This window comes from Amycolatopsis sp. NPDC043887 (assembly GCF_056435665.1).
On the sequence record NZ_JBWKEB010000011.1, the window covers coordinates 76,143 to 95,528 of the forward strand.

General features: G+C 65.3%; 17 protein-coding genes. 10 read left to right on the top strand and 7 right to left on the bottom strand.

Annotated elements, in window-relative coordinates:
- Positions 1 to 104: 104 nt before the first annotated feature.
- Positions 105 to 1,586 (top strand): SulP family inorganic anion transporter, encoded by a 1,482-nt coding sequence (locus tag AC069H_RS27775; protein ID WP_478226937.1) that lies wholly within the window; start codon positions 105 to 107, stop codon positions 1,584 to 1,586.
- A gap of 43 nt (positions 1,587 to 1,629) precedes the next feature.
- On the opposite strand, the gene AC069H_RS27780 is transcribed toward AC069H_RS27775, so the two are convergent.
- Positions 1,630 to 2,286, bottom strand: coding sequence for a TetR/AcrR family transcriptional regulator (locus tag AC069H_RS27780; RefSeq protein ID WP_478226939.1), 657 nt, complete (start codon positions 2,284 to 2,286; stop codon positions 1,630 to 1,632).
- A 78-nt stretch (positions 2,287 to 2,364) separates the two neighbouring features.
- Here AC069H_RS27780 and AC069H_RS27785 point away from each other — a divergent pair, with 78 nt between their 5' ends.
- Positions 2,365 to 3,786 carry an MFS transporter gene (locus tag AC069H_RS27785; protein ID WP_478234308.1) on the top strand — a complete coding sequence of 474 codons (1,422 nt, stop codon included), beginning with the start codon at positions 2,365 to 2,367 and terminating at the stop codon, positions 3,784 to 3,786.
- Here AC069H_RS27785 and AC069H_RS27790 read toward each other — a convergent pair.
- Entirely contained in the window at positions 3,776 to 4,402 is a 627-nt protein-coding gene (locus tag AC069H_RS27790) for an antibiotic biosynthesis monooxygenase family protein (RefSeq protein ID WP_478226941.1), read from the bottom strand. The two genes, AC069H_RS27785 and AC069H_RS27790, sit on opposite strands and share 11 nt — an antisense overlap.
- A gap of 131 nt (positions 4,403 to 4,533) precedes the next feature.
- Here AC069H_RS27790 and AC069H_RS27795 point away from each other — a divergent pair, with 131 nt between their 5' ends.
- Positions 4,534 to 5,088, top strand: coding sequence for a hypothetical protein (locus AC069H_RS27795; RefSeq protein WP_478226942.1), 555 nt, complete (start codon positions 4,534 to 4,536; stop codon positions 5,086 to 5,088).
- A gap of 1 nt (position 5,089) precedes the next feature.
- Here AC069H_RS27795 and AC069H_RS27800 read toward each other — a convergent pair whose 3' ends face one another.
- On the bottom strand, positions 5,090 to 6,490 hold the full coding sequence (locus AC069H_RS27800) for an MFS transporter (protein ID WP_478226943.1): 1,401 nt from the start codon (positions 6,488 to 6,490) through the stop codon (positions 5,090 to 5,092).
- A 61-nt stretch (positions 6,491 to 6,551) separates the two neighbouring features.
- Here AC069H_RS27800 and AC069H_RS27805 point away from each other — a divergent pair, with 61 nt between their 5' ends.
- Positions 6,552 to 7,205, top strand: a complete 654-nt coding sequence (locus AC069H_RS27805) for a TetR/AcrR family transcriptional regulator (RefSeq protein WP_478226944.1) — start codon at positions 6,552 to 6,554, stop codon at positions 7,203 to 7,205.
- 421 nt (positions 7,206 to 7,626) lie between these two features.
- Complete coding sequence (locus AC069H_RS27810; protein WP_478234309.1) at positions 7,627 to 8,859, top strand: Shedu immune nuclease family protein; 1,233 nt, start codon at positions 7,627 to 7,629, stop codon at positions 8,857 to 8,859.
- Positions 8,860 to 9,410: 551 nt separating this feature from the next.
- On the opposite strand, the gene AC069H_RS27815 is transcribed toward AC069H_RS27810, so the two are convergent.
- Entirely contained in the window at positions 9,411 to 10,166 is a 756-nt protein-coding gene (locus AC069H_RS27815) for a DUF5753 domain-containing protein (protein ID WP_478226946.1), read from the bottom strand.
- Positions 10,167 to 10,848: 682 nt separating this feature from the next.
- The gene (locus AC069H_RS27820) at positions 10,849 to 11,214 is read right to left on the bottom strand and encodes a hypothetical protein (protein WP_478226947.1); all 366 of its coding nucleotides are present in this window, start codon (positions 11,212 to 11,214) and stop codon (positions 10,849 to 10,851) included.
- A gap of 296 nt (positions 11,215 to 11,510) precedes the next feature.
- On the opposite strand from AC069H_RS27820, the gene AC069H_RS27825 reads away from it, so the two are divergent.
- The 4 genes from AC069H_RS27825 (at position 11,511) to hisS (ending at position 16,654) form a co-directional block, all read left to right on the top strand.
- Positions 11,511 to 12,824, top strand: a complete 1,314-nt coding sequence (locus AC069H_RS27825; RefSeq protein WP_478226948.1) for an XRE family transcriptional regulator — start codon at positions 11,511 to 11,513, stop codon at positions 12,822 to 12,824.
- Positions 12,821 to 13,720 carry a phosphotransferase gene (locus tag AC069H_RS27830; protein WP_478226949.1) on the top strand — a complete coding sequence of 300 codons (900 nt, stop codon included), beginning with the start codon at positions 12,821 to 12,823 and terminating at the stop codon, positions 13,718 to 13,720. The genes AC069H_RS27825 and AC069H_RS27830 overlap by 4 nt, the downstream gene beginning before the upstream one ends.
- 352 nt (positions 13,721 to 14,072) lie before the next feature.
- On the top strand, positions 14,073 to 15,275 hold the full coding sequence (locus AC069H_RS27835) for a tRNA lysidine(34) synthetase (RefSeq protein ID WP_478226950.1): 1,203 nt from the start codon (positions 14,073 to 14,075) through the stop codon (positions 15,273 to 15,275).
- 77 nt (positions 15,276 to 15,352) lie between these two features.
- Complete coding sequence (hisS, locus tag AC069H_RS27840) at positions 15,353 to 16,654, top strand: histidine--tRNA ligase (protein WP_478226951.1); 1,302 nt, start codon at positions 15,353 to 15,355, stop codon at positions 16,652 to 16,654.
- A gap of 62 nt (positions 16,655 to 16,716) precedes the next feature.
- Here hisS and AC069H_RS27845 read toward each other — a convergent pair whose 3' ends face one another.
- Both AC069H_RS27845 and AC069H_RS27850 read right to left on the bottom strand, forming a co-directional pair.
- Entirely contained in the window at positions 16,717 to 16,956 is a 240-nt protein-coding gene (locus tag AC069H_RS27845) for a DUF397 domain-containing protein (RefSeq protein WP_478226952.1), read from the bottom strand.
- Positions 16,957 to 16,999: 43 nt separating this feature from the next.
- Positions 17,000 to 17,863: a helix-turn-helix domain-containing protein gene (locus AC069H_RS27850; RefSeq protein WP_478226953.1), complete on the bottom strand. Its 864-nt coding sequence runs from the start codon at positions 17,861 to 17,863 to the stop codon at positions 17,000 to 17,002.
- 1,193 nt (positions 17,864 to 19,056) lie between these two features.
- Between AC069H_RS27850 and AC069H_RS27855 the strand changes: the two genes are divergently transcribed.
- Complete coding sequence (locus AC069H_RS27855) at positions 19,057 to 19,353, top strand: hypothetical protein (RefSeq protein WP_478226954.1); 297 nt, start codon at positions 19,057 to 19,059, stop codon at positions 19,351 to 19,353.
- Positions 19,354 to 19,386: the final 33 nt, after the last annotated feature.

Sequence of the window (19,386 nt, forward strand, 5' to 3'; positions counted from 1 at the left end):
GCCCGCCACTGTCCTTCCAGCACGCCATGAGGGCGTGACGTTGTAACGCGCCTGCGTGGCGCCCGATCATGTCAGGTTGTTCGTCTGTGTCGAATCTGTTGTCCATGGCGTCCGCGCGCCTGCGCACTCGTCCGTCCTGGTTGTCACCCAAGGTCGCCCGCACCGAGGTCCTGGCCGGCCTCGTGGTCGCGCTCGCGCTGATCCCCGAGGCGATCTCCTTCTCCATCATCGCCGGCGTGGACCCCAGCGTCGGGCTGTTCGCGTCCTTCACCATGGCCGTGGTGATCTCAGTCGTCGGCGGCCGTGCGGCGATGATCTCCGCCGCGACCGGCGCAATGGCCCTCGTGGTCGCGCCCCTGGCACGTGAACACGGGCTGAACTACCTGATCGCCGCGGTGATCCTGGGCGGCCTCTTCCAAATCGTGCTCGGCTCACTGGGTGTCGCCCGGCTGATGCGGTTCGTGCCGCGCAGTGTCATGGTCGGCTTCGTCAACGCACTGGCGATCCTGATCTTCATGGCGCAGGTGCCGGAGCTGATCGACGTGCCGTGGCCGGTGTACCCGTTGTTCGCGGGCGGTCTCGCGCTGATGGTGCTGTTCCCGAAGGTGACCAAGGCGATTCCGGCGCCGCTGGTCTCCATCGTGGCTTTGACCGCGCTGACGATCGCCGCGGGGATCGCGGTTCCGATGGTCGGTGACAAGGGTTCGCTGCCGTCCTCGCTCCCGACGCCGGGCGTCCCGGGTATCCCGTTCACCTTCGACACCCTCACACTGATCGCCCCGTATGCGTTCGCGTTCGCGCTGGTCGGGCTGATGGAATCGCTGATGACGGCGAAGCTGGTCGACGACATCACCGACACGCATTCCAACAAGACCCGTGAGGCGATCGGTCAGGGCGTCGCCAACGTCGTCACCGGGTTCTTCGGTGGCATGGGTGGCTGCGCGATGATCGGTCAGACCATGATCAACGTGAAGACCGCCGGAGCCCGGACCCGGCTCTCGACGTTCCTGTCCGGCGTGTTCCTCATGGTCCTGTGCATCGCTTTCGGGCCGTTGGTCTCGCAGATCCCGATGGCCGCGCTGGTGGCGGTCATGGTGCTCGTGGCCTTCAGTACCTTCGACTGGCACAGCGTCGCTCCCGCCACACTCAAGCGGATGCCCACGGGCGAGATCGCCGTCATGGTCGTCACCGTGGCCGTCGTCGTGATCACCCACAACCTCGCGATCGGCGTGATCGTCGGCTGCCTCACCGCGATGGTGATCTTCGCGCGCCGGGTCGCGCACCTGGTCGAGGTCACCGCCGTCGTCGATCCGGATGGCACCGAGGTCGTCTACGCCGTCACCGGAGAGCTGTTCTTCGCGTCCAGCAACGACTTGGTCTATCAGTTCGACTACGCCAACGACCCGGGCAAGGTCGTCATCGACCTGACCGACGCCCACATCTGGGACGCCTCCACCGTCGCCGCGCTCGACGCGATCACCACCAAGTACGAGTCACGGGGCAAGACCGTCGAGATCGTCGGCTTGAACAAGCACAGCGCACGCATGCACGGAAAGCTCACCGGCGAACTCGCCGGCAGCCACTGACACAGGCCGGACAGTGAGGGCGGAGCCGTCACGGCTCCGCCCCTCACTGGTCCGATGCGGCGGTCGAGTGAGGCAAAGCCGCCACGGTTTCCCCGCTGTGGGTCGAAAACAGGGTGTCCAGGTGATACCGCAACACCGCGGTCGCGCCGTCCACATCCTGTTGTCCGATCAGGACACTGGTGCCCAGGCCATGGCTGAGCGTCACCAACCGTGCGGCCTCCAGCGACACGTCCACGCCCGGGGTCAGCTGTCCGTCGTCCTGCGCTCGCCGCAGCGCGTCAGCGAGCTGCCGGTGGAGGTCGTCCACACTGGAGGCGAAGGGCTCGGCGCTCAGCTGGGGATCGGTCATCGCCAGTACCGCGTACGAGGCGCCGACCAGATGGAAGACACGGCTTTCCTCGTCCGACGGCAGCGCTTCGGCGAGGAACGCCTCGACGAAGTACCGCGGTGGCACCGGATCCGGTAAGCCGGCGAGACGCGCTGCCCACCGCTGACGGCTCCGTCGTTCGAGGTGCCTCAACGCACCCAGCAGCAGCTGTTCTTTGGTGTCGAAGTAGTACTGAACGAGCCTCAGCGACACTCCGGACTCGGCGGCCACCGCTCGCATCGTGACCGCGTGCAGCCCTTCTCGCGCGGCGACGCGGACCAGCGCATCGGCGATCTGAGCACGCCGTTCCTCATGGTCGACGGTCCTCGGCACCAGGCGGCCTCCTTCGCGAACGAGTTATGATACAAGCGTATATGATACCCATGTATCACGATGAGGCCGGGAGGCGCGGTGGGTTTTCGTGATGTCGATCCGAGTGGCCCGGCGGTAAGGACTGCCGGGCCGCAGGTGGTTCTCGCGCTGGCGTGTGCGGCCCAGTTCATGGTCGTGCTCGACATCTCGGTGGTGAACGTCGCCCTGCCGTCGATCCAGCGGTCGCTCGGTTTCGGCAACGCGGATCAGCAGTGGGTGGTCAATGCCTACGCGCTGACGTTCGCCGGGCTTCTTCTGCTCGGCGGGCGGCTGGCGGATCTCTACGGCCGCCGGCGGGTTTTCCTGGTCGGGCTCGCGTTGTTCTCCGGTGCGAGTCTGGCGGGCGGGCTGGCGGACACCGCGGGGCTGCTGATCGCCGCTCGCGCGGTGCAAGGCGTGGGTGCCGCCGTCCTTGCTCCGGCCACGTTGACGGTGCTTACCGCCACCTTTCCCGAAGGCCCTGGGCGTACTCGTGCGCTGGCGCTGTGGACCGCGGTGGGAGTCGCCGGCGGTACCGCGGGGAACCTCCTCGGCGGGGTGCTCACCGAGTACCTCTCCTGGCGATCGATCCTGTTGATCAACGTCCCGATCGGCGCCGGAGCCATCGTGCTCGCTCTGCGGTACCTCTCCGGTGGCGACCGTCCGGCGGCACGCCCACGGCTCGACCTGGCGGGCGCGGTCCTGGCGACACTGGGCCTGACCGCGCTGACCTACGGCATCACGCAGTCCCATGACGCGGGCTGGGACGCCCCGGTGACGGTGGCGAGCCTGCTGGCAGGGGGCGCGGCGCTGGCGGGATTCGTCGTGGTCGAGGCACGCTTCGCCGCCGTCCCGGTCATTCCGTTGCGCCTGTTCCGGGCACGGGCGATCAGTCTCGGCAACGTGGTGATGCTGCTGGCCGGGGCCTGCCTCAACCCGATGTGGTTCTTCCTGACCCTGTCGATGCAGAACGTCCTGCACTACAGCCCGCTGCTGACCGGTCTCGCGTTCCTGCCGCACACCGTCGTCACCATCCTGGTCGCCGCCCGCGTCACCCCGTGGCTGATGCGGCACGTCGACAGCCGGACCCTGATCGCGATCGGCGCTCTCCTCGCCGCCACCGGATTCGCTTGGCAGAGCCTGCTGACACCGGACAGCGGCTACCTGACCGGGATCCTGGGCCCGGCGATCGTCTTCTCGATCGGCGGCGGCCTGCTCAACACACCGATCACCACCACCGTCACCTCCGGCGTCGACACGGCGGACGCCGGGGCCGCCTCAGGGCTGATGAACACCACCAAACAGGTCGGAGGTGCGCTCGGCCTGGCCGTCCTGGTCACCGTCGCGGGCAACCACACCTCGACCCCCGAAGCGCTTTCCGCCGCCTACAGCCGCGCGTTCGTGGTGATCGCGGCACTCATGGTCATCGTGGCCGCGCTCGCCTACACCCTGCCGTCACAACGAGACGGCGTCATCCGGTAGCCGACCGGCTGTGGTGGAGGTGGTAGCGCCGACCGCCGAGTGGGCGCACTCCTGGGGTGTTGGCGAAGAGGTCGTGAAGCTCGTCGTGGGCGCCGCTGGCCGCGGCCTCGCTGTGTGCGTCCTGCGAGGTCCATTCGGTGTAGTTGAGCAGGTGGGCACCGTCGACGCTGAGGTGGAAATGCGCCGAGATGGCACCGGGATGGCCCTCGTCCTCGGGTAGGGCGGCGAGTAGCGTGTCGACGAATTCGCGCTGCCGGCGCGGGCCGTCGGTGGCGAACAACGCGGTCACCAAACAGCCTGGAACCCGCGTTTCCTCCGCGGTGATGAGGCTGCGGTACAACCGGTACACGGTCGGCTGCTCGCTGGTGCCGCTCAGGCCGGGTAGCGCGGCGTGCGGATGGTCGGCCGTGCTTTGCGTGTAGCTCAGAACATGCGCGCCATCCGTGCTGACAAAACAGCTCCAGGACAGGACATCCGGCGGCCACGGACTCTCCTTCCATGCTGCGACAAGGGAATCGGCTGTGACTCGTTGATGGTCCGCGGTGTCCACGTCGTGGGTGGAGACCAGAACGGTCTTCAGCTCGGGGCGGTTGATCACGGGGAACCCGGCGGCCACGGGGCGTCTCCTCGAAGTCTGGTGCCTGCGGAATTCTCATCTCACACCGGTATTCCTGGCAGGGCAACGGAATTACCGGCTACGCGAAATCTCCGGGGTGGTGCCGCGCCCGCCCGGCTAGTGTGGTGAACGTGCTGGATCCACTGGCTCGACCGTCGCTCCGGATGCCGGAGTTGCTGAGGTCGCTGCACGATCGCGAGATCGATTGGGTGCTCAGCGGGTCCACGGTGCTGGCTGTGTACGGTGCCGACCTCGAACCCAACGACCTCGACGTGGTTCCGTCTCCGGAACCGGCGAATCTGCGCCGTCTCGCTGCGTTGCTGGTGGAGCTCGACGCAGTACCGGCCTACTTCCCGGACTGGGCCGACAGCCCCAGCGTGGAGCAGTGTCGTGCCTGGCTGCCCGAACCACCGACCCTGCAGCAGCTGGACCACCTGTTCGTCACACGGCTGGGCATGCTCGACGTGCCACCGGAGATCACCGGAACCCACGGCCGGCTGCGACTCGGAGCGACCAGGTTGAACCTTTTCGGGGTGCCCGTGCGGGTTTGCGATCCGGACGAAGTGCTGGACAGACTGCCCACCCGCCCCCGCACGAAAGACCTGAGCCGAGCCGCGACCTACGAAATGCTGCGGCACCAGCTTCGGACCGACCGACAACCGCTCGGTCTCCACCGGTTTCACTGAGTCAGGACGCAGCCGCCCGGCCCCTTGCCGTGCTGGCACGGGCGGCGAGCAGCGTGGCGAACCCGGTCAGCACCAGGATCGAGAGTGCCACGACTCCGGCATAGAATCCGCCGAGGCCACCGCCGGTGAGGCTCCAGGCCATCGCGGCAGCGGCCGGGCCGATCGTGCTGCCGAGGGTGCGCCCCAGATTGGCGACGCCGCCGGCGGTGCCGGTCTGGTCGGCTGGTGCGGCGGCGAGGATCAGCGTCATGATCGGCGAGTTGGCCAGCGCCATTCCGACCCCGATCACGACCATCCGCCAACTCAGCCCGCCGATATCGGTGGCGCCGTCCACGCTGAGCATGGTCAGCATGCCCGCCACCGTGATCGTCACGCCGACCGCCGCGACCGGCCGTGCCCCACACCGGTCGGCCAGCACACCGGCCAGCGGTGACACGACCGATGCCGTCGCGACGAAGACCAGGATCGCCACGCCCAGCACCTCCGGTCCGCGTCGCCAGACCTCGGAGATCAGGAACGGCAGCGAGAATCCCACCAGACCGCCGGCCGAGGCCATCATCATCAGCGACACCACCGGGAAGCCGAAGGTCCGCCGCCGCACCAAGACGAGCACGGGACGGGAGGTGCGCAGCCGGCACCACCACGCCGCGGCGACAACGGCGATCACGGCGAGACCGGCCCCGAGCCACCACCGGTCCGTGCCTTGTTCCACGGCCAGCAGCCCGGCCGTCACCGCCACGCCCACCAGGGCGGCATCGCCCAAAAGGGAACGGTCGGGCACCGGCAACGCGTGACCCCCGCGCTCCGGATCGCGGGGGAGGCCTAGGCGGCCGAGGCCGATCAGTAGCATCAACAGGGGAACCTTCGCCACGAACAGCCCACGCCATCCCCAGGCCTCGGCGACCAGCCCGCCCAGCGGCGCGACCGCCATGCTGCCGATCATCATCACCGTGGCGATCACGCTCAACGCGCGGCCCCGCTGATTCTCTCGCACCGTCGCCGTCACCAGAGGCAGGTAGACCGCCAGATACGCCGCCGCCGCCACCCCCTGCAGTGCCCTGCTCGCCAGCACGAGCCACCACCACGGCGCCACCGCCGACACCACCCCAGTCACGCCGACCGCCGCCAGCGACAGCAGGAACACCTGCCGAGGCGCGGCCCGGTCCACCCACCGCCCGGCCGGAATCGCCAACGCCGCCATCGGCAACGAATACGCCAGCAGCACCCATGCCGTCGCCCCGGCGCCGACCCCGAACTCCGTGCCGACCAAGGGAAGCGCGAACCCGGCCAGACTGACTTCGCTCCCCACGATCAACGATGCCACCGCCAGCAACCCCACCGCGCCCCAACGGGTGCGCACGCCGACGTCGGACGGCTTCCCGATCCCCAGTCCTGACCCCATACCCACCAAAGTACAATCGGCATGGCAAGTTTGTACAACAGCGATTGCACTTTGAGGTGTCATGACCGATCAGGACGATGCTGTACGCCAGGCGCGAGGACGTGTCGCCAAACGCGACGCGATCCTCGGAGCCGCGCGCACCGTGTTCGGCCGCGACGGCTACCTCCGCGCGAGCATCGAGACGATCGCTGCGGATGCTGAGGTCTCCACCCGCACGATTTACAACCACTTCGCCGGCAAAGAACACCTCTGCGCCACCGTGGTCCAGGACAGCGCGCACCACGTGACCGCCGCGCTCGCCGAGATCATGCAACGCCATCTCGACCACGTGACGGACCTGCAGGCCGCTCTCGTCCAGCTCGGCACTGACTGGGTCACGCCGCGACCGGACTTCGCGGACCACTTCGCCATGGTCCGCCACCTCACCGCCGAGTCCACCAACCTCCCCAGCGCCCTGCTCGCCGCCTGGCACGACAACGGCCCACGACGCACCGAAGACGCCCTCGCCCGCCACTTCCAGCACCTGGCCGACCGCGGCCTGCTCCAGCTCGACAACCCACAGCGCGCCGCGAATCACTACATCTGGCTCGTCCTCGGCGAAGTCAACAGCCGAGCCCACACCGGGCTCCCGCCCCTCGACGACACCGAGAAGAACGAACTCATCACCGCCGGAGTACACGCCTTCCTCCACGGCTACCTGCCGCCAAGCTCCTAAGCGCGACACAGCCGAAACAAGGCGATCCGGGATGCCCTACTTCCAGTCCAGTGAGCCCGATGAGGCAGCTACTCCGCCTATTCTGGTGACAGACCCTGGCAGTCGACGTGATCCCTGCCGAGGGCTGGTGGATGCGGTGATGACGACGCGTCGGGAATGTTTTGAGCAGATGCAGGACGCCGGTCGCGCGGGTCACCCTGCCGACCTCGGCCGGCTGTTGACCAGGCCGCCGTTGGTCGGCACGTGGGTCAGCGACACGAGCCGGGCCCTGTCCTCCATCAGCTCCGGTCTCGCTGTCGCACATCTGGTCTCGGTGAAGTAACCGCCGTAACGGCGGGTAGCGGGCCGCCGACCCCTGTGGGCAATGGTCTAGCGGTCGCCAGAGGTCACTCGAGGCCGGGCAGAGAGCGGGGTGCGACTAGTGGATGTGGACCCGTGGGGCGAAGACGTCGACGAGACGATGTACGCGCAGGGCAGGCTTCCAAGCAGGACTTACGCGTCGGCCAGCTTCCCGATCTCATGGCCGAATTCCGCAGACAACGGTCAACCTGCCCGGTTCGTGTACAAGGTGTTCGATCCCGAGGTAGAGACAACTGCGGAACTTGATGGAGAGCAGTGGCTGGTCTCCGAGTCGCCGGCTGGCCGGTATCAGGTCAAGCTGCTGATTGCGCGGGAAGCTGGCAATGTTCGTGAGCTCTGGGTGCAGCGGGTGCCGGTCAAAGGTCAGGGAAAAGTGGAGACGAGGCTGAACCTGAGGCAGCCGGAGGCGGGACGGCTGGTGGAGTTGCTGCGCACCCTCGAGTGCATCCCGGTCGACGGTGAGCAATCCGTACGGGTTGATGACTCCCTGGTACGGGAGCTGTTCGCCAATCCGGAGTCGTTGACGCGGATCTACCGCGAAGACCCATCGCAGCTGCGGCAGTTGATCTCCGACGACGAGTCCGCGCGCGATGTGATCGCGTTGTCGCATCGCCGCGGTCAGCTACAGAAGTTCCGACGCCTGCTGAGTGACGACGACTATTTCGACGCCGAGGTCGAGCAAGCACCTGGGACACGGCGGGAGGCAGTGTGGCAACGGTTCTTCGAAGACAATCCGTGGATACTCGGAGTGCCGCTCGCCGGCCAGTTGCTCACGTCATGGAGTGACCAGAAGCTGGAACAGGTCGTCGCCGGCGCATCGGTCGTAAGTGTGGGTAAGCGGGCCGACGCGCTGCTCCGTACCTCCGGCCGGATCAAGTCGATGGTGTTCGCCGAGATCAAGACCCATCGCACCGCACTGCTGTCCGCCACCGAGTACAGGTCAGGGTGCTGGCCGCCCTCCGACGAGTTGGCAGGCGGGGTGGCACAGGTGCAGGGCACGGTGCATCGAGCGGTGAACGAGATCGGTGAACGCCTCGGTGACGTCGCTCCTGACGGCTCGGATGTGCCAGGCGGGTTCACCTACATGCTCAAGCCCCGGGCCTTCCTGGTCATCGGTTCCCTTGACCAACTCCTCGGGCGCGACGGCGGGCATCATCGCGACCGCATCCGCTCCTTCGAGCTGTATCGGCGACAGCTCCACGAACCCGAAGTCGTGACCTTCGACGAGCTCCTTGCTCGCGCGGAATGGCACGTCACCATGGCTGAAGACGACGTCGCGCCCCGGGGGACTTAGCGTCAGAGGGATCCGGCGCTGGGTGTCATGTTTTCCGTCAGCCTTCGAGCATGTCGGGCCGCCGAGGTGTCCGTCGGCGGGCCGCCCTCCCGAACCGGGATGCGAACATATGTTCTATTGTCGTGCTAGGTTTCGTGGTCAAGCGCAGCGTGACGTGCAGGTCAAGGAGGTGGGCGGGCTGAGCTGGCTGGTGCGGGAGCGTGTCACCGGGCGTGAGTGGCGCGTCGAGACAAGTGACATGGCGTGGGAAGCCGGAGGCTACGACCTCCGGCGTTTCGAAGTCCACGTCATCGGTGAACGGGTGGTGGGCGCTCCGGACGGTTACCCAGACCTGACGTCCTCCGAGGGTTTCGCTAGAGGACGTTGAGGGCGGCGGAAGGGCTGCGACGGAGACTGCGCCGTTCGACGATGGAGACAGAGACGGGCCGCGCCCGCTGCGCCCCAGCCTGGCGGCGCGGCGACATTCTTGCTGGTGAGTGTTCGAAACCTCACTGAGGCGAGCTGGGGTCGCGTAAGCCGGCTTCCGGCTTGGCTGCAACGTCGAGTGTGGCTCAATCGGCTGTAAGCGGCTGGAGATTATCGGCCAGTGTGGTCATCCATACGATTGATTCGTCTTCGTCCAGCGCGTAGTTTTGGAGCTTCTTGAACTCCTGGCTGCAGTACCGGACATCGCTTTCGTTCTGGGAAAATATGGTCGCGAAGGGGGTTTCGACCTTCGTAAGCGTGGGGAGTTCGGGGTCTTCAAAAAGCCCTACTGTCCCGGGCATGGCTGGAACGGGAATCTCGGCAGGCACGATCCTGATGTGACATTGCGAAGTCGATGCCATGAATGTCAGGTGTAATACCTGGTCTCGCATCATCGAAGCGACATTTGAATGACGATACAAGCTTCGCTCATCGAGATAGAAGGTTGCTTGCATGCCGTTGACGTTGGAGAACCGTCGCTGACGGAGCTTTCGTGCTTCAAGCAAGGGCTCATGGTTGCAAACAGGCGTGTTGAGTATCGAGAGTTCAGCTTGAATGTACGACTCCGTCTGGAGAAGGTCTGGTACTCCGGCAGGGTCGAAGATCATCGCGTTCGCCGCTTGCTCCTCGAGCGCGAGCAGCGGGCCGACTTGATCGGGGAACCTTGCAGGGTGCCTTAATGTGCAGGTCTTTGAGGATGCAAGCCCTGTCAGGGCCATGGCGTCTGAGAATTCCCTGGGTGTTGCTTTGATGAGTCCGAGAATAAACGCTACCTCGAAACTGTCCAGGCTTCGGGCGCCCTTCTCAAGTCTCGAAATGCTTGATGACCCGATGCCGGTCATGCGGCTAATGTCGACTGCTTGATACTTTGCGCGCTTCCGTATGCGACGTAGCTCGCTGCCGAGAAGTCGGCTTGGGAGGGATGGGTCATCTTTGCTCATAGCTGTCTTTCCTTTTGCTGCCCGAACGTGCGCAGGGTGTCAGTTCATGATTGATCCAACCGTCGCTGCTCTCTGACGCTGCGAAGCGGTATTTGCAGCCTGGTCATATCGCGATATACCAGGTTGAGCCCGACAGAGTGCTTCTGTGCAATGGCCAGAACTGATTTCTGGTCTATTTCGTACTCGGCTCGTAGTTGCGCGTCGGTGTATGGTCTGGGCTTGCGTCTAGCTCCTTTGGGACGGAGTTCGACGCCAGACTTTTCAATTGCCCTCTGTATCCATGAGGGCGACGTCCCGTAAGTCTTCGCGAGTTTCGCCGCGGTGAGGTTGTAGTCGCGCTCGTACTCCCGTGCAACACGTTTCTGTAATTGGGGGCCGTAGACGTGGTGTGCTCGTACCTCGCGGGACGGAAGGTTCACCAATGCCCAGTCAAGGTCGAACGTCGGACGCGTCCTGCTCGGCACCTGAATGTCTGGTCGTTGGGCCTCGGCGCAGTGCGTCGACGAGGAGTTTCCGCTGGTGAACATTGATCCTCTCGATGAGTCCGTACGACAGCGCGAAAGTGAACGCGAACGCTGCGTTGCTACAGACTTCGACCTGGTGTCCAGAGGAGCCGGCCCGCGTGGGCAATGGCGAGGGAGGGCGCCCGGGAAGATTCCGGGGGCGGCAGTTCGTTCAATCGGTCCACAATGTCCGCGAGGCCGCCGTCCTGCTGCCAGACGATCTCGTCGTCGGGATTTACCCGAAGCGCGGCAGCATCGCTGCTGTAGCGAACCAAAAGCGCGTCGGCCCATCCGTACACCCAGGCACGTACTCCGCGGATCTCGGTGACTTCGCTCGCCGTGACGACAGGGAAGAAGGACCACTGGGCGGTACTTCGAAGATCGATCAGCTTACGCAGTACCGGGAACTCCTCAACTGCTCGGCGCTCCGCTTCGGGCGCGCTCATATGCCCGCCAAGGACAAGGCCCGCGGGCACGGCTGCATCCCATCCTGCCGACGCCCCGTGTCCGCTCCCCGCTCGAAGGCAGGCGTCAGCAGGGTGCAGGTCGGCTGTTCACCCATCGCTCTTGTCCTCGGAGTGGTCATACGTCCACCCTGGTTTCGAGTTGCCACCTGGCGGAACGCCGGATGCCTGGGATGTCAAGGGGAGGATCGGGGGAGGTTTACAGGGAGAGTTCAAAGGAGTAATGGGCCGATTACTGTGCGATCATCACGAGAGACGAGCACTCCGGGGAGGCGGTCGTGTCTGGACCGAACGATCAACTTCGGCAACTTCGAATGCGCACGGAATCGGCGCAAGTGCCAGGCGAGTTCCTGAGCCGGGCTGAGCTTGCCGAGCAGGTCAATGCCTGGGTGCATGATCATCTGAACCGGACGATCGAGCTCGATGGCAACTACATCGGCAAGCTTGAACGCGGGGCGATCAGGTGGCCGCAGGCGGACTACCGAGACGGACTTCGCGCTGTGCTCGGCGTCGCGACGGACGCCGAACTCGGCTTTCGCCGGTCGCGGTCGCGGCTGGCTAGCCTGGACACCGTGAAACGCTCCGACTTCTTGCGTGCCGCTCTGGGGGTCACGGCCGGAGCCGTGGTGGCCCCGCTGGGTGAGGCGCTGCTGACGCGGCAGCCGACACCGGTTCCCTCCGTCGTCGGCCAAAAGGAGATCGAAGAGGTCCGGACGGCCGCGCAGCTCTTCGGCACCTGGGACCATACGTATGGGGGCGGTCTGGTTCGTGAAGCCGTCGCAGCCCAGCTGCGGTACTCCGCCGGCCTTCTCAACGCGCGATACAGCGAGCGACTCCACAGCGACCTGCACTCAGCTGTCGGATTTCTCGGCCACACCGCGGCCTTCATGGCGTTCGATGCCTACGCCCACGACGACGCTCGCCGGATGTTCGAGTTCGCTCGTGGTTGTGCCGAGGAAGCCAACGACTGGCATCTTCGCGCGAAGGTGTTGTCCAGTATGGCCAGGCAAGAAATTTGGTGTGGAGATCCCGACGCCGGATTGACGCTGGTCGAGCTGGCCATGGTCCGTGCTGACAGGCTCACGGCATCCGAACGAGCCATGCTGCTGACCGCGCGCGCTCGAGCACTCGCCAAGCTCCACCGGGTCTCTGAAGCCGCATACACGGTGGGCCTCGCGGATGAGCAGTTCGCCAATGTCTCGCCTGACAACGACCCTGTCTGGATGCGGTACTACGACGAAGCTCAGCATGCTGGCGACACCGGCCACGCTCTTTTCGATCTCGCTGTCGACGGGCGTTTCGTCGGTGAGGCACGCGATCGCCTCGCGCTCGCCGTCGCCGGCCATTCTGAACCGTACGCGCGGTCGCGCGCTATCTCCGGGATCAAGCTGGCCTCGCTGACGATGCGCGCGGGCGATCCTGTTGAAGCGGCCCAGATCGGGACCCGGGCCTTGCAGGAGGCAGGCACGATTACATCGAAACGAGCCGCCGACGACCTGCGGGAGCTGCGCACATTCGCACACGATCACCGGCGAGTGTCCGAAGTGGCTGAGCTGCAGAGTGGAATCGGTGATCGGCTCGGGGTCGCGTGACCGAGCTGACAGACGAACAGGACGCCCTGAATCTGCTGACACGCGCGTGCGCGACCGCGGGACTGGATACGTCGAACGCAGAGGTCATCCGCCTTGGCGAAAACGCGATCATCAGCGTGGCGCACGGCCTGGTCGCCCGAATCGCCCGTACCGGCCAGGTCGCCTCAGCTCGCAAGGAGGTCGAGGTCGCTCGATGGCTGGAGGAGGCGCACATCCCAGCTGTCGAGCTGGCGGGCCCTCAAGACCAGCCTGTGGTCGTGGATGGCCACGCGGTGACGTTCTGGCGAGAACTGCCGCCGCACAAACATGGAACGCCCGTAGAAGTCGCCAAGGCGCTCCGGCGGCTCCATGATGCCGACCCGCCCCGAACCTTCGAACTCTCCGAGATCCAGCCCTTCGTGAGGTTGGCCGAGCGGATCGACCGGGCAACGACGCTCAACTCGTCGGACCGGGACTGGATGCGGGACTTGCTCGGAGATCTCAAAGACCGCTGGGTCCGTCGTCCAGACGGCTTGCCATGGTGTGTCGTACACGGCGACGCCTGGGTGGGCAACGTCGTGTCGACCGCCGATGATCGCGTCGTCTTCCTCGACCTCGAGCGGGCCGCGATCGGTCCGCCCGAATGGGACCTCGTGCACACGGCGATCAAGTACCGATCCTTCGCTTGGATAAGCCGGGAAGAATATGACGGCTTCTGCGCCACCTACGGACACGACGTGAGTCAGTGGGACGGTTTCGATCTGTTCAGAGACATCCGTGAGTTCCGGATGACGTGCATGGCGGTGCAAGTCGCAGCGCAGAACCGTACGGCACAGGAGCAGGCGGTATGGCGTCTCGAATGTCTCCAGGGCAAGCACGGAGAGCGCCCTTGGCCCGGTTGGCGTGCTTTGCCGTAAGCCTCACCGACGTACTGATTTCGCTTCAACTGCGCAGTGTTCACAGGTGGTGATCGCCTCATTACCTTCGATGGAGTCGAGCTTTCCCGAGCCCATTGGAGGTCCTGCTGTGCCTGCATCCCTTGTTACCCAGTCGGAGGCGGTCGCTGCGTCAGACGAGCGGCTTGAAGTGACCGAGCTGGCGGCCCTGGTCGCCGAGACGATTCCCGTCCGGAACGGTCTGGATCGGATGACGCCGTCGCGCCTCGAGGAGTTCATGACGCCGGTCGCGCTGACCGCGCACCTGTAGGGCGATGGGACCGCGAGCTGGGAGGACGTTCTTCTGATGACTATTGATCGGCAACGTGTCAGCTTGGAGTTCACTGCCGGCCCGCGGTCCCTCAAGCCACCTGAGACCTGGTCGCTGGCGGACATGCTGTTGGCGAACCAGTTGCCGCCGTCGTTGTTTCAAGCCTATGTCGTCGACGATCAAGAGGGATTGCGGCCAACGCCGATGACGACGGTGCTGAACGAGGTGCCGGCGGCTCACCGGGTCGTGCTGCGGTGCATCCGGAACACCGACATCACGACGCTTCGAGCCCCTCAAGTCGAACTCGTCGCCCACGACGAGAGTCCGGTCGTCGCCCTGCCCGACCTCGACGTGGGCAGTCACGAGCCGATGGCCCGGGCGTATCTGGTCGACGAAACGACGTTGCGGGAGATAGTGGCGAGCAGGATCGGGCACTTCCTTGCCCAGTACGAAGTCACCGGTCCGATCCTGGCCGGGATCTCCGGCGGTGGGGACAGCAATACCTTGGTGAACGGACTCAAGCAGTTCGTTTCCACGACCGGGCAGTCGGCCGGGAACGTCGTCTGCTTCACGCTGGCGATGGAGCCTTTGTGGCCGGAGTCCGCGGTCGATCGTGCTCGGGAGCTGTGCGAGAGCGCGGGGTTCGAGCATGTGGTCCTGTACGCGCAGGACATGGCAGATCTGCTCGGCATGACGAAGTCCCCGGCGGAGCTGTGGGAGTCGTTCAGGAGGGATTTCGGCCCGGACACCGTGCACTTCTTCGGGACGTTCTTCGTGAACCTGGTCGGCCGGCGCCTGTGCACGGATCGGGGAGCCCGCTCTCTGGCGGTCGGCTACAACCGGGAGGACCTGGCGGCCGAGCTCCTGTTCTGTCTATTCAACGGCCGTAAGCCCCTCCCGTATCCGGTTCGGCGGATGGGCACGGTGGACTGCTTGTTCCCGCTGTGGGAGATCCCGAAGTACCTGCTGGACGCCTGCTATCCGCGCTACAGCGCGAGCAACTACCGGGAACGGGTGGACTCCACGACACCGCAGCGGTCGGCGATCTACGTCCTGGCGCATGCTCTCGACGCGCTCAACCCGCAGCTGTCGTTGTCCCTGCTCAAAGGTGTCTCGAAGCTCATGAACGACGTCGGCGGCTGGGAACCGCTGAACCCGATCGAGGGCACGCCGATGATGCGGACCGGACTCAGCGACGAGAACAGCGAGCGACAGGTGCTCGGCCTGCTGCGGGAGTTCTTCGGGGACTGGCACGAAGCATTCTGACTGGGGCCGGTCCCGTCACCAGGTCGGGTGTTCGGCGAGAATGACCACTCAATCCACTACGTGTGAAGGGCTGGTTCATGGCGAAGGTCGAGCCACCATCAGGTACCCGCGACTTCGTGGGCGACGAGGTCCGTCGCCGGAAGCTCGCATTCGACCGGGTGAGCACGATCTTCGAGCATCATGGTTTCCAGCCCTTGACCACGCCTGTGTTCGAGCGGCTCGAGGTCTTCGCCGGGAAACTCGGGGAGGAGGCGAGCAGCCTCATCTTCAAGATCCTCAAGCGCGGTGTCCACGAGGCCACCGGAGAAGCCGACCTGGCCCTGCGTTATGACCACACCGTCCCGGCCGTCCGCGCGGTGGTCACTCATGGGAGCCGGTTGTCGCTGCCGTTCAAGCGGTACGTCATCGACAACGTGTGGAGGGCGGATCGCGCCGCCCGCGGACGATTCCGTGAGTTTGTCCAATGCGACATCGACATCTTCGGCTCGGGGTCTCCGTTGGCCGACGCCGAGATCGTGTGGGCGATCAACAGCGGACTCGAGGCACTCGGCGTCAAGGAGTTCGTCTTCCAGCTCAACTCCCGGCTGGCCCTGGCAGGTCTACTGGAGGCCTACGGCATCCCGGACGAGCTGGGCACGCGCGTGCTCGGCTCACTGGACAAGCTGGACAAGGCCGCCCCAGAGGCCGTGATCGCCGAGCTGGTCGAACGCGGCTTGACCGCGACCGTCGCCGAGAGTTTGGTCGCTGACGTGATCGCCCCGGACAGCGAGCGGGTGCGCCAGCAGCTTGGCGCCACCGAGCGGGGCCGCGCCGGACTGGCCGAGGTCGACCGCTTGCTCGCCTTGACCGAGGATCTCCCGGCAGGCCGTGTCCGGTTCACCCCGCGCATGGTGCGCGGCTTGGACTACTACACAGGTCCCATCTGGGAAGTCTCCGCAGCGGGGTATCCCGGCTCGATCGCGTCAGGAGGCCGCTACGACCAGCTGGTCGCCAAGCTCGGCGGGCCGGACATGCCGGCCTGCGGCGGTTCGATCGGCCTGGAACGCATCCTCGCGATCCAGGAGGCCGAAGCCCCGATGGAACAGGGCCTCGACGTCGCCCTGACCGTCCTTGGCTCGGAACGGGAGATCGTGAGCTTGGCCGGCCAGCTCCGCGCCCGCGGGTTGCGCACGGCCGTCTACCTTGGCTCCTCCGGCAAGCTGGCGAAGCAGATGAAGTGGGCCAACGAGCAGCGTTCCCGCTGGGTCTTGCTCTACGGTCCGGACGAGCAGGAACGGGGGACGGTCACCGTGCGGGACATGGAGTCCGGCGAACAGAGCCAGGTCGCGTTCGCCGACGTCGCCGCGAACCTCGCGGAACGGATGGCGTCGAAACCGTAGGCCCGAGGTCTTCGGAGAACGGGCCGAATCTGGCCCGTTCTCCGCGGATCTACGGCCAGGTATCAGCTCGGCCTCGGCAACCGGAAGCTTCCGTTGGCCACGCCGCCGACGAACGCCTCCCACTCACCGTGATCGAAGACCAGCACGAAGCCGTCCGGGTTCCGACTGTCCCTGAGGCCCACGGCGTCCTTGGTGATCGAGACCTCGACGCACTGGTTGTCCGGCGGATTGCTCAGGGGGGACTTGTGCCACTCCTTGAAATCGGTATCGAGGTGGTCTTTATGGGCGTCTTGGATGTCCATCTACCTGCTCGTGCCCTTCTGCTCTCGACGAGGCCGCAACCGGCTACAGCGACGAAGCGATGTCGAGCAAGGTGCGGCGCGTCTGCTCTGGCCCGCTGGCAGCTGCCTTCTGGTGATCCCAGAGCGTCAGGTACCGCGCCGTCCGCTTGCTGTTGTCGACGTATTCGCCGCCGTCGTGTTGCTCGAGATAGATGATGTCAACCGCAGGGTTCGTGTCGTAACCGAAGATGGTGTAGTCGTGCCCTTGGCCCATGTAGTAGCCAGCGGCGAACGGCACGATCTGCAGTTCGATGTTCGGGCGATCGATGGCCTCTATGAGCTTCGCGATCTGCGCCTTCATGACCGGACCGCCTTCGGTCCGATGGAGCGCGGCCTCGTCGAGGATGAACCAGAACTGCTGGTCGGTGTTGTCCAGCACTCGTTGCCGCGCCAGCCGATTGGCGGCGTACTTGTCGATCTCCTCGGAAGTCAGCGAAGGTCGCCAGGCACGCGCGTTCGTGCGCATGTAGTCCTCCGTCTGCAGAAGTCCGTGGACGACGAGCGCTTGGTATGAGGAGTACCTGGTGCAGCTCGGTTCCATGTCGACCAGCAGCCGCAGGTACTGGCGGAACCTGGTGCTGAAGGCGCCGCGCTTGGTTCGGCGGTTGCTCTCGGCTTGAAGGTCTCGCGTGTAGACCCGGTCTGACTCGTTCGCGTCATAGCGGTCGAGAAGCGCGTTGAGCTCGATCAGCTTGATCCCGCTGCCACTTTCGATATGAGCGATCTTCTGTTGAGTGCAGCCCAGAACCGTCGCCGCGTCGTCTTGCGTCGCATGAGCGGCTTCCCGCAGCCTGGCCAGCTGGTTGCCGAGGACGACCTTCATGACGGGCGGCGGCAACTGCAGGTGTTGCGTCACGGAGTCCTTCACCTCCACAGGGTGTCCTGTCGCGGAGCGTATCCGCAATTCACTCATTCGGTGGGCTAGTTAATTTGAGTACACAAGTTACAGTCGAGAGGCAGGGCAGGTAACACCAGGTCCCGAAGGAGCGTGAAGCGATGTGTACACAAGTTAACATCGCCGCTGCGACGGCCGCGGTTCTCCCCAGTGCCTTAGAAGCCCCCGTTGAAATGTCCAGGGGGTCTGGGGTGGCGATCGCAGTGGCGCTCCTTCTTCTAGTGGGCTGCGTGGTCGGAGTCGGTGTCGGCTGGTGGTACGTGGCTGAGAAGCGCCGGATTCAGCGCTGTCGTCATTTGCCATCGCGCCCAGCCCCCGAGGCACCGCTGACGACGTCGGACTCGACCCTCGCCTCCCGGGGTTTCGAGCACCTCGTCGCCCGGCCGCGCAGCCCACGGCAATCCGTCAGCAACGAGCGACCCGCGCTCTCTGACCGCCCCTGTGCAGAAGGAGGTGGCTTGCGGTGACAACTTCGACGCCTGGCGGCCCAGCTACACGTTCGGGCTCAACTCCGGAAGAGCGGTGCGCCTTCTATCGCAACGAGTATTGCCTGCCTGCTGCCGTTGATCCCTTCGCGCGGCGGATCCTCCTTCCCATGGGAGGGTTGTTCGGCGCAGTCAGCATGCCCCGCGACCTTGGTCGCCGAGTGCTCGCAGGTCTGCGCGTTCGAATGCTTGCAGGACCTGTGATCGAGCGGCCCCATACCGAGCGGTGGACGTTCATCACCGGGCCCGGCCATAAGCCGAACGAGACTGTCTTCGCCGATTTGCTCCGGTTCGGTGCGTCCGTCGCTCCCTTGGGAGACCACGTCGTCCTGCCATCTCCGGACGACGAACGGCTCGATCTCTGGCGCTGGGAGTGCAAGCCGACGGCGCGAGGTGACTTCCCACCTCAGTCCGCGGTAATCGCCACCACAAGAGCGATGGCGACGTCCGTCGCTCGGTGACAGACCTGCTCCCGCGGCACCGCGGGCGCTTTGCAACTCCGGTGGCCCGATGTGGCCCCCGACCCGGATCGGGCCACCGGTTCCAACTTCTGCCGCTCTTTCGCGCACGAAAGCGGCGCCATGGAAGGAAAGATCAACGGTGATGCCTTCGCTGATTTCGTGGGCTCAGGCGGCTGGGTGTCACCAATATGTCCGTCGAACCGCGTGGGTTCGGTGAACCATGCAGCAGACGCAGGTGCAGCCATTACTTTTCTGGGGTACCAACCAGCAGGGCGGGACCGCGGACCGTTATGCCGGTCGTGTCCACGTCGTCTGGCCGAACGACGAGTGCTTCGGGCTATGCGGACTTCCGATCGAAGAGATCTGGGAACAGCGGCCACCGGTCCCGGACACCTTGTGCCCGCTGTGCTGCGTGCGCGCCATGGCTGCTCTCTTCCCGGCCTTCGCTGTCTCCTTGCTCGACTCGTCCGGGCCGGGACGACACGAGCTTGCTGAACCTGGCGATTCGCCGCCCTGATAGCAGGCAGGCAGAAACGCGCTTTTGTTGACA

Coding starts and splice junctions, on each gene's coding strand:
- AC069H_RS27775 (WP_478226937.1), top strand. CDS start 105: ATGGCGTCCGCGCGCCTGCGCACTCGTCCGTCCTGGTTGTCACCCAAG.
- AC069H_RS27800 (WP_478226943.1), bottom strand. CDS start 6,490: ATGGGGTCAGGACTGGGGATCGGGAAGCCGTCCGACGTCGGCGTGCGC.
- AC069H_RS27805 (WP_478226944.1), top strand. CDS start 6,552: ATGACCGATCAGGACGATGCTGTACGCCAGGCGCGAGGACGTGTCGCC.
- AC069H_RS27815 (WP_478226946.1), bottom strand. CDS start 10,166: ATGACCGGCATCGGGTCATCAAGCATTTCGAGACTTGAGAAGGGCGCC.
- AC069H_RS27820 (WP_478226947.1), bottom strand. CDS start 11,214: ATGAGCGCGCCCGAAGCGGAGCGCCGAGCAGTTGAGGAGTTCCCGGTA.
- hisS (WP_478226951.1), top strand. CDS start 15,353: ATGGCGAAGGTCGAGCCACCATCAGGTACCCGCGACTTCGTGGGCGAC.
- AC069H_RS27845 (WP_478226952.1), bottom strand. CDS start 16,956: ATGGACATCCAAGACGCCCATAAAGACCACCTCGATACCGATTTCAAG.
- AC069H_RS27855 (WP_478226954.1), top strand. CDS start 19,057: ATGCAGCAGACGCAGGTGCAGCCATTACTTTTCTGGGGTACCAACCAG.